This is a genomic window from Novimethylophilus sp., from assembly GCF_036504375.1.
In the GTDB taxonomy this organism is placed as follows: domain Bacteria; phylum Pseudomonadota; class Gammaproteobacteria; order Burkholderiales; family Methylophilaceae; genus Novimethylophilus.
The window spans coordinates 1-6,085 of record NZ_DASXVH010000067.1; the positions used below are offsets into that span (position 1 = coordinate 1).

Below are 6,085 nucleotides of genomic sequence, written 5' to 3' on the forward strand. Positions count from 1 at the left end.
GCTGTCCGAACCCATGACAATGGCGACCTGTACTTGTTTGTCTGTCATTGCTCGCTCCCTTTAAAGCAAAACAAGATTATCTCGATGAATCAATTCGGCCTCATCCACATAGCCCAGAATCTGCTCGATCTCGCCGCTGGGCCGCTTGAGAATGCGGGCGGTCTCGGCCGAGGTATAGTTGACCAGGCCGCGGGCAATTTCGCGCCCGTGAATATCCGCGCAAGTGACCACTTCGCCGCGCTCGAATTCGCCGGATACCGCGGTCACACCGATCGGCAGCAAGCTCTTGCCATCTTCGCACAAGGCCCGTACCGCACCGGCATCCAATGTCAGCCACCCACGCACCTGCAAGTGGTCCGCCAGCCATTGCTTCCGCGCGGCCATTTTCATATGCTCTGCGCGCAGATGGCTGCCGATGACTTCACCTCCGACGAGGCGCACCAGCACGTCCTCTTCGCGACCGGAAGCGATGATGGTATGCGCGCCGCTGCGGGCCGCCCGCCTGGCGGCCAGAATCTTGGTCAGCATACCGCCGCTGCCGATCGCGCTACCGGCACCACCCGCCATCTGTTCCAGCGCAGGATCACCCGCAGTGGCATGCTGGATGAGCCTGGCATCGTGATGTTTGCGCGGATCGGCCGAATACAGGCCGGACTGGTCAGTGAGGATAACCAACGCATCAGCTTCGACCAGGTTGGCGACCAGCGCACCCAATGTATCGTTGTCGCCGAAACGAATTTCGTCGGTGGCAACGGTATCGTTCTCGTTAATGATGGGAATGACGCCGAGGTCGAGCAAAGTACGCAGCGTGCTGCGCGCGTTGAGGTAGCGCTTGCGGTCGGCCAGATCGTCATGCGTCAGCAATACCTGCGCGGTATGCAGCTTGTGCTGGGCGAAGCATGATTCATACATCTGCACCAGCCCCATCTGCCCCACAGCCGCAGCGGCCTGGAGTTCGTTGACCGCGGTAGGGCGCTTGCTCCAGCCCAGGCGCTGCATGCCTTCGGCCACCGCCCCGCTGGAGACCAGGATGACTTTCTTGCCATGATGCGTCAGCCGCGCGATCTGGTCAGCCCATGCGGCGATGGCGTTGCGGTCGAGCCCGCGGCCTTCGTTGGTGACCAGGCTGGAGCCGACTTTGACGACGATGTGCCTGGCGTTAGCTAATAGCGACTTCATCTTTATAAAGGTCGAGATGATCCATGATGGCGTAGACCAGCGCTTGGCAACCATCGCCGCTGATGGCCGAGATGCCGAACGAGCGGCCCTGCCAACCAAAGGCTTCAAGAAACTGTGCCCGGCGCTCATCGCGTTCATCTGCCGGCACCATATCCAGCTTGTTCAGCACCAGCCAGCGCGGCTTGTTGTAAAGGCCTTCGTCATATTTGCGCAGTTCCTCAACAATCGCATGCGCTTCCTGCACCGGATCGACGCTCTCATCGTACGGCGCGATATCGACGATATGCAGCAGCAACCGGGTACGCGCCAGATGGCGCAGGAACTGGTGCCCGAGCCCGGCGCCTTCCGCCGCGCCTTCGATCAGGCCGGGGATGTCGGCGATGACAAAACTGCGATTGGTATCCACGCGCACCACCCCCAGGTTGGGATGCAGCGTGGTGAACGGATAATCCGCTACTTTGGGCTTGGCGGCGGAAACGGAACGGATAAATGTCGATTTTCCTGCATTGGGCATGCCCAGCAGGCCGACGTCCGCCAGCACCTTGAGCTCCATGTACAGCTCGAACTGCTCGCCCGGTTCGCCCGGCGTACATTGCCTAGGCGCGCGATTGGTACTGGACTTGAAATGGATATTGCCAAGGCCGCCATTGCCGCCCTTGGCCAGCAAGGTCCGTTGATCGTGCTCGGCGAGATCGGCAAGCACGCGGCCGGTGGCCTTGTCGGTGATCACGGTCCCCACCGGCACACGCAACAGCATGTCCTCGCCGCCTTTGCCGTAGCAATCGGCACCGCGCCCGTTCTCGCCGCGTTCGGCGTGAAAGGTGCGCGTGTAACGGTAGTCCACCAAGGTATTGATGTTACGGTCGGCAACGACATAGACGGAACCGCCCTTGCCGCCGTCACCGCCGCTGGGGCCGCCTTCAGGCTCGTACTTCTCGCGGCGGAAAGTGGCGGCACCGTTGCCGCCGTCCCCGGCATAGACCCTGATGGTGGCTTCGTCGATAAATTTCATAGTGAGCGATTATATGAGGGATCAACCCCAAACAAAAAAGCCCCGCCAGCACGGCGAGGCTTTCCGGTACGGAGCAACACCAGTTACGCCGGGATGATGCTTACCGTCTTGCGCTGCAGCGCGCCCTTGACGCTGAAGGATACCTTGCCGTCAACCTTGGCGAACAGCGTATGATCCTTGCCCATGCCGACGTTTTCACCCGGATGCATCTGGGTGCCGCGTTGACGAATGATGATGCTGCCGGCAGAAACCAGTTGGTCGCCGAAAGCCTTTACGCCCAGTCGCTGGGCCTGTGAGTCGCGGCCGTTACGTGAACTGCCGCCTGCTTTTTTGTGTGCCATTGCTTAACTCCTTGCTAACCTGGATTACTTCGCAGCGATCTGCTGAATCTGAATTTCGGTGTAATCCTGACGATGACCCTGGGTCTTGCGATAGTGCTTGCGGCGACGCATCTTGAAGATCATCACCTTGTCGTGCCGGCCATGCGACACCACGGTCGCCTTCACGGAAGCACCGGCAATCACCGGGGCGCCAACGGTCACGTTATCGCCGTCTGCCACCATCAGCACTTGATCGATCACGACATCGCTGCCGATATCGCCAGCCAGCTTTTCAACTTTCAATTTTTCGCCGGGGACCACGCGATATTGCTTGCCGCCGGTTTTGATGACTGCATACATGTTGAGCCTCGTTGCTTTATGCGTCTAAAAGAATCGGGGATTATACGGACGCCACAGCGATAGGTCAACCAGAATCATGCTCCCGGCCTATGATAGAATCTCTTTGTTTGCATTTATAAATTTAACCCGTGTCCCTCGACTTTATCCAGGCCTGCATCGCCGATGAGATGCTTCGCGTAGACGCAGAAATCCGTCACCAATTACATTCCGAAGTAGCCCTCATCAATCAAGTCTCGGAGTATATCGTCAATAGCGGCGGCAAGCGACTGCGCCCGGCCCTGGTCCTGCTTTCCGCAGGTGCTTTTGGCCGGATTGCCCAACCGCATCACAAATTGGCGGCCGTGATCGAATTCATCCATACCGCCACCTTGCTGCACGACGATGTAGTGGACGGCTCCAGCATGCGGCGCGGCCAGGATACCGCAAACAGCCTGTTCGGCAATGCGACCAGCGTCCTGGTAGGCGATTTCATCTATTCGCGGGCTTTCCAGATGATGGTCGGAGTGCAGAATATGCGCGTGATGGAAGTGCTGGCCGATGCCACCAACATCATTGCCGAAGGCGAAGTGCTGCAGTTGCTGAATTGCCATGACGCCGATGTCACCGATGACGCCTACCTAAAGGTCATCCATTACAAAACCGCCAAACTGTTCGAAGCCGCCACACGCCTGGGAGCAATCCTGTGCGACGCCTCCGCCATTGATGAGGCCGCGATGGCAAAATATGGCATGCATCTCGGCACCGCCTTTCAATTGATCGACGACGTGCTGGATTTCTCGGGCGAAGCCAGCGAGATCGGCAAAAATCTTGGCGACGACCTGGCCGAAGGTAAGCCCACCCTGCCGCTGCTGTATGCCATGCGCAACGGCAATGCGCAGCAAGCGCAACTGATCCGCGACGCGATAGAGCACGGCGGGCTGGATCATTTGCAGGCCGTGGTGGATGCCGTACACGCCACCGGGGCGCTGGATCATGTCCGCCAACTCGCGACGAACGAAGCGCAAACAGCCTGCGCAGCGATTTCACATCTACCCGATTCAAATTACCATCAAGCTCTGGTAGAATTGTCGTCCTTTGCGGTCAGCCGTACCTATTGACCCGCAGTCGGGGTGTAGCTTAGCCTGGTAGAGCGCTACGTTCGGGACGTAGAGGCCGGAGGTTCGAATCCTCTCACCCCGACCAATCAAATCAAGCGGTTAGTGTTCCCAAATTCTCTCCAGAAATCGTGCTGTGTCCAAAATGTGACACGCGATCCAGCATGCTTACCGCTGCTCTCAAGTTTTCGGATGCCAAATGCGCATAACGCCCGGTCATTTCCACCGAAGCGTGGCCTAGCAAATCACGCACTGACCAGCCAGAACGCACAGGCATGCGAAGGGTGGATACGAAAATCCTTGATTCCGACATTGTTGCAAGCCGTCCTGAATGCGGTATGCACTTCCTGAATACGTTCTCCATTCTTGTGCGCGAACACCCAAGGTGAATCCGGGCAATGTTCGGCACGAAACCGGGCACGATTCAGTAGTGCCAGCCTAGCTTCCTGATTCAGTGGCACGGAACGCCGCTTGCGACTCTTGGTATGCACCCCTTCCATAGGAAGGTATGCATATACAAGCCCAATTTTAAATGCTTAATCAGCGCAAACAAACTCTGCGCATAAAGTAAGGCAGGACCGGCACCCTGCCTTCTTCGACTGGATATGCCGTTATTCCTTCTTGTCATGGCGGCGGTCAGCACGCTCACGCTTCAGCTTCTGGGCGTCCCGGTTACGGTCTTTTGCCAGCTCGGCCTTGTCCTTGGAAATATCTCTCTTCTCGCCGTTGATTTCACGCTGCTCCTTCTCCCGCTTGACTTCCAGTGATTGAGCGTCCTTTGCATCGCCTTCTTTGATTTCCTTGTTTTCTTGGGCCTGGAGGCGGTTGCGTTCCGCACGATCCTTATTCAGTTCCCGGGCATCCTTACCGAGATCTCTCTTGTCACGGTTGATATCATGATCGTCCCTGACAATGTCGCGCTTTTCCTTCTGCATGTTCTGGGTATCTTGTTTGATGTCGCCAGTGCCGTCATCGGCGGCAAAAGCATTGGCTGAAAATGCAAACAGACCAGCAATTAGGGCAGCTAACAGTTTGTTCATGGCAGCACCTTTCAAGATAGTAGTGAGATGTTTTTTCGGCTCCGTATAACGCGGTTGTCGTGATTGGAACAATACGTAGCCAACCTTACTTAAAACTTACTTAGTGTATGATTTTATGTAACAAATTGTAATAATTTGTTACGGCTTGATCTTGTTTCTCAGGCTCAATGGATATGTCTTAATTGATTGTTTTGTTTTAGTTTTCATGACAAGCTGGGCTTATCAATTCTCGTGACTTTGGCACGTGCGGAGTTCATCTGAAGACGCCCCTTCTTCAGGACCGGGTGAATCGCCCCATCCCCACTAGGTACTTTCGAGCCTGCTGAAATACTACTTTTCGAACTCTACCGGAGACAGGCTGTTGTTGTAACCATGTCGCCGGGTCGTGTTGTAAAACATCTCGATGTAATCGAACACATCGCGGCACGCTTCTTCGCGATCAACGTAGATTCTGCGCCGGATGCGTTCCCGCTTCAGTAGCTGGAAGAAACTCTCCGCCACGGCGTTGTCGTAACAGTTGCGTCTGCCTATCTTTTCCCGCAAATCATCGGGAATCCGAATGCGGAAATAATGGGAGTTGGGGCGTTCCAGCAGGTAGTTAAACATGACAAGTACACCTATTGGTATACCTGTCATGTAGTTAATATCCGCCTAACTCATTGAGTTGTTAAGCAGAAATTTACTGGCGGAGACGGAGGGATTCGAACCCTCGATACGGGTTTATGCCCGTATGCTCCCTTAGCAGGGGAGTGCCTTCGACCTCTCGGCCACGTCTCCGGATAGGACGCGCAGAATACCGTCTTATCCTTGAAAAAGCAATGTTTACGCGGCTGGTCAGGCAGCTTGATCCAGTTCGAACGCCTTATGCAGCACGCGTACGGCCAATTCAAGATACTTCTCGTCGATCACCACCGAAATCTTGATCTCGGAAGTGGAGATCATCTGGATGTTGATGCCCTCCTCGGCCAGCGTACGGAACATCTGGCTCGCGATGCCGACGTGTGAGCGCATGCCGACCCCCACGACCGAAACCTTGGCAATTTTGTCGTCGCCGTTGATTTCACGGGCGCCGATATGCTT

The 6,085-nt window shown here is 56.1% G+C and carries 8 protein-coding genes, 2 tRNA genes and 1 pseudogene; 2 read left to right on the forward strand and 9 right to left on the reverse strand.

Going from position 1 to position 6,085, the window contains the following annotated elements:
- Positions 1-60: 60 nt before the first annotated feature.
- The 4 genes from proB to rplU all read right to left on the reverse strand — a co-directional run bounded on the left by proB (position 61) and on the right by rplU (position 2,871).
- Positions 61-1,179, reverse strand: coding sequence for a glutamate 5-kinase (proB, locus tag VGK14_RS10525; protein WP_331509039.1), 1,119 nt, complete (start codon positions 1,177-1,179; stop codon positions 61-63).
- On the reverse strand, positions 1,160-2,191 hold the full coding sequence (gene cgtA / locus VGK14_RS10530; RefSeq protein ID WP_331509040.1) for an Obg family GTPase CgtA: 1,032 nt from the start codon (positions 2,189-2,191) through the stop codon (positions 1,160-1,162). The genes proB and cgtA overlap by 20 nt, the downstream gene beginning before the upstream one ends.
- A gap of 83 nt (positions 2,192-2,274) precedes the next feature.
- Complete coding sequence (rpmA, locus tag VGK14_RS10535; RefSeq protein ID WP_331509041.1) at positions 2,275-2,532, reverse strand: 50S ribosomal protein L27; 258 nt, start codon at positions 2,530-2,532, stop codon at positions 2,275-2,277.
- A 24-nt stretch (positions 2,533-2,556) separates the two neighbouring features.
- Positions 2,557-2,871: a 50S ribosomal protein L21 gene (gene rplU / locus VGK14_RS10540; protein WP_331509042.1), complete on the reverse strand. Its 315-nt coding sequence runs from the start codon at positions 2,869-2,871 to the stop codon at positions 2,557-2,559.
- A gap of 128 nt (positions 2,872-2,999) precedes the next feature.
- Between rplU and ispB the strand changes: the two genes are divergently transcribed.
- Both ispB and VGK14_RS10550 read left to right on the forward strand, forming a co-directional pair.
- Positions 3,000-3,968 carry an octaprenyl diphosphate synthase gene (gene ispB, locus VGK14_RS10545; protein ID WP_331509043.1) on the forward strand — a complete coding sequence of 323 codons (969 nt, stop codon included), beginning with the start codon at positions 3,000-3,002 and terminating at the stop codon, positions 3,966-3,968.
- 8 nt (positions 3,969-3,976) lie between these two features.
- A tRNA-Pro gene (locus VGK14_RS10550) sits at positions 3,977-4,053 on the forward strand.
- A gap of 157 nt (positions 4,054-4,210) precedes the next feature.
- Here the strand turns inward: VGK14_RS10550 and VGK14_RS10555 are convergent.
- The 5 genes and pseudogenes from VGK14_RS10555 to VGK14_RS10575 form a co-directional block, all read right to left on the reverse strand.
- Positions 4,211-4,465: a tyrosine-type recombinase/integrase gene (locus tag VGK14_RS10555; RefSeq protein ID WP_331509045.1), complete on the reverse strand. Its 255-nt coding sequence runs from the start codon at positions 4,463-4,465 to the stop codon at positions 4,211-4,213.
- Between the two features lie 111 nt (positions 4,466-4,576).
- Positions 4,577-5,005: a hypothetical protein gene (locus VGK14_RS10560; RefSeq protein ID WP_331509046.1), complete on the reverse strand. Its 429-nt coding sequence runs from the start codon at positions 5,003-5,005 to the stop codon at positions 4,577-4,579.
- Positions 5,006-5,279: 274 nt separating this feature from the next.
- Positions 5,280-5,530, reverse strand: a pseudogene (locus VGK14_RS10565) (IS3 family transposase); the annotation flags it as partial.
- A 158-nt stretch (positions 5,531-5,688) separates the two neighbouring features.
- Positions 5,689-5,782 (reverse strand) — tRNA-Ser (locus VGK14_RS10570).
- Positions 5,783-5,839: 57 nt separating this feature from the next.
- Positions 5,840-6,085: ACT domain-containing protein (locus VGK14_RS10575; protein WP_331509047.1), on the reverse strand; the 246-nt coding region annotated here is incomplete at its 5' end.

Excerpts from the sequence above, each read along its gene's own strand:
- proB (WP_331509039.1), bottom strand. The coding sequence starts at position 1,179 with ATGAAGTCGCTATTAGCTAACGCCAGGCACATCGTCGTCAAAGTCGGC.
- cgtA (WP_331509040.1), bottom strand. The coding sequence starts at position 2,191 with ATGAAATTTATCGACGAAGCCACCATCAGGGTCTATGCCGGGGACGGC.
- rpmA (WP_331509041.1), bottom strand. The coding sequence starts at position 2,532 with ATGGCACACAAAAAAGCAGGCGGCAGTTCACGTAACGGCCGCGACTCA.
- rplU (WP_331509042.1), bottom strand. The coding sequence starts at position 2,871 with ATGTATGCAGTCATCAAAACCGGCGGCAAGCAATATCGCGTGGTCCCC.
- VGK14_RS10555 (WP_331509045.1), bottom strand. The coding sequence starts at position 4,465 with ATGGAAGGGGTGCATACCAAGAGTCGCAAGCGGCGTTCCGTGCCACTG.
- VGK14_RS10560 (WP_331509046.1), bottom strand. The coding sequence starts at position 5,005 with ATGAACAAACTGTTAGCTGCCCTAATTGCTGGTCTGTTTGCATTTTCA.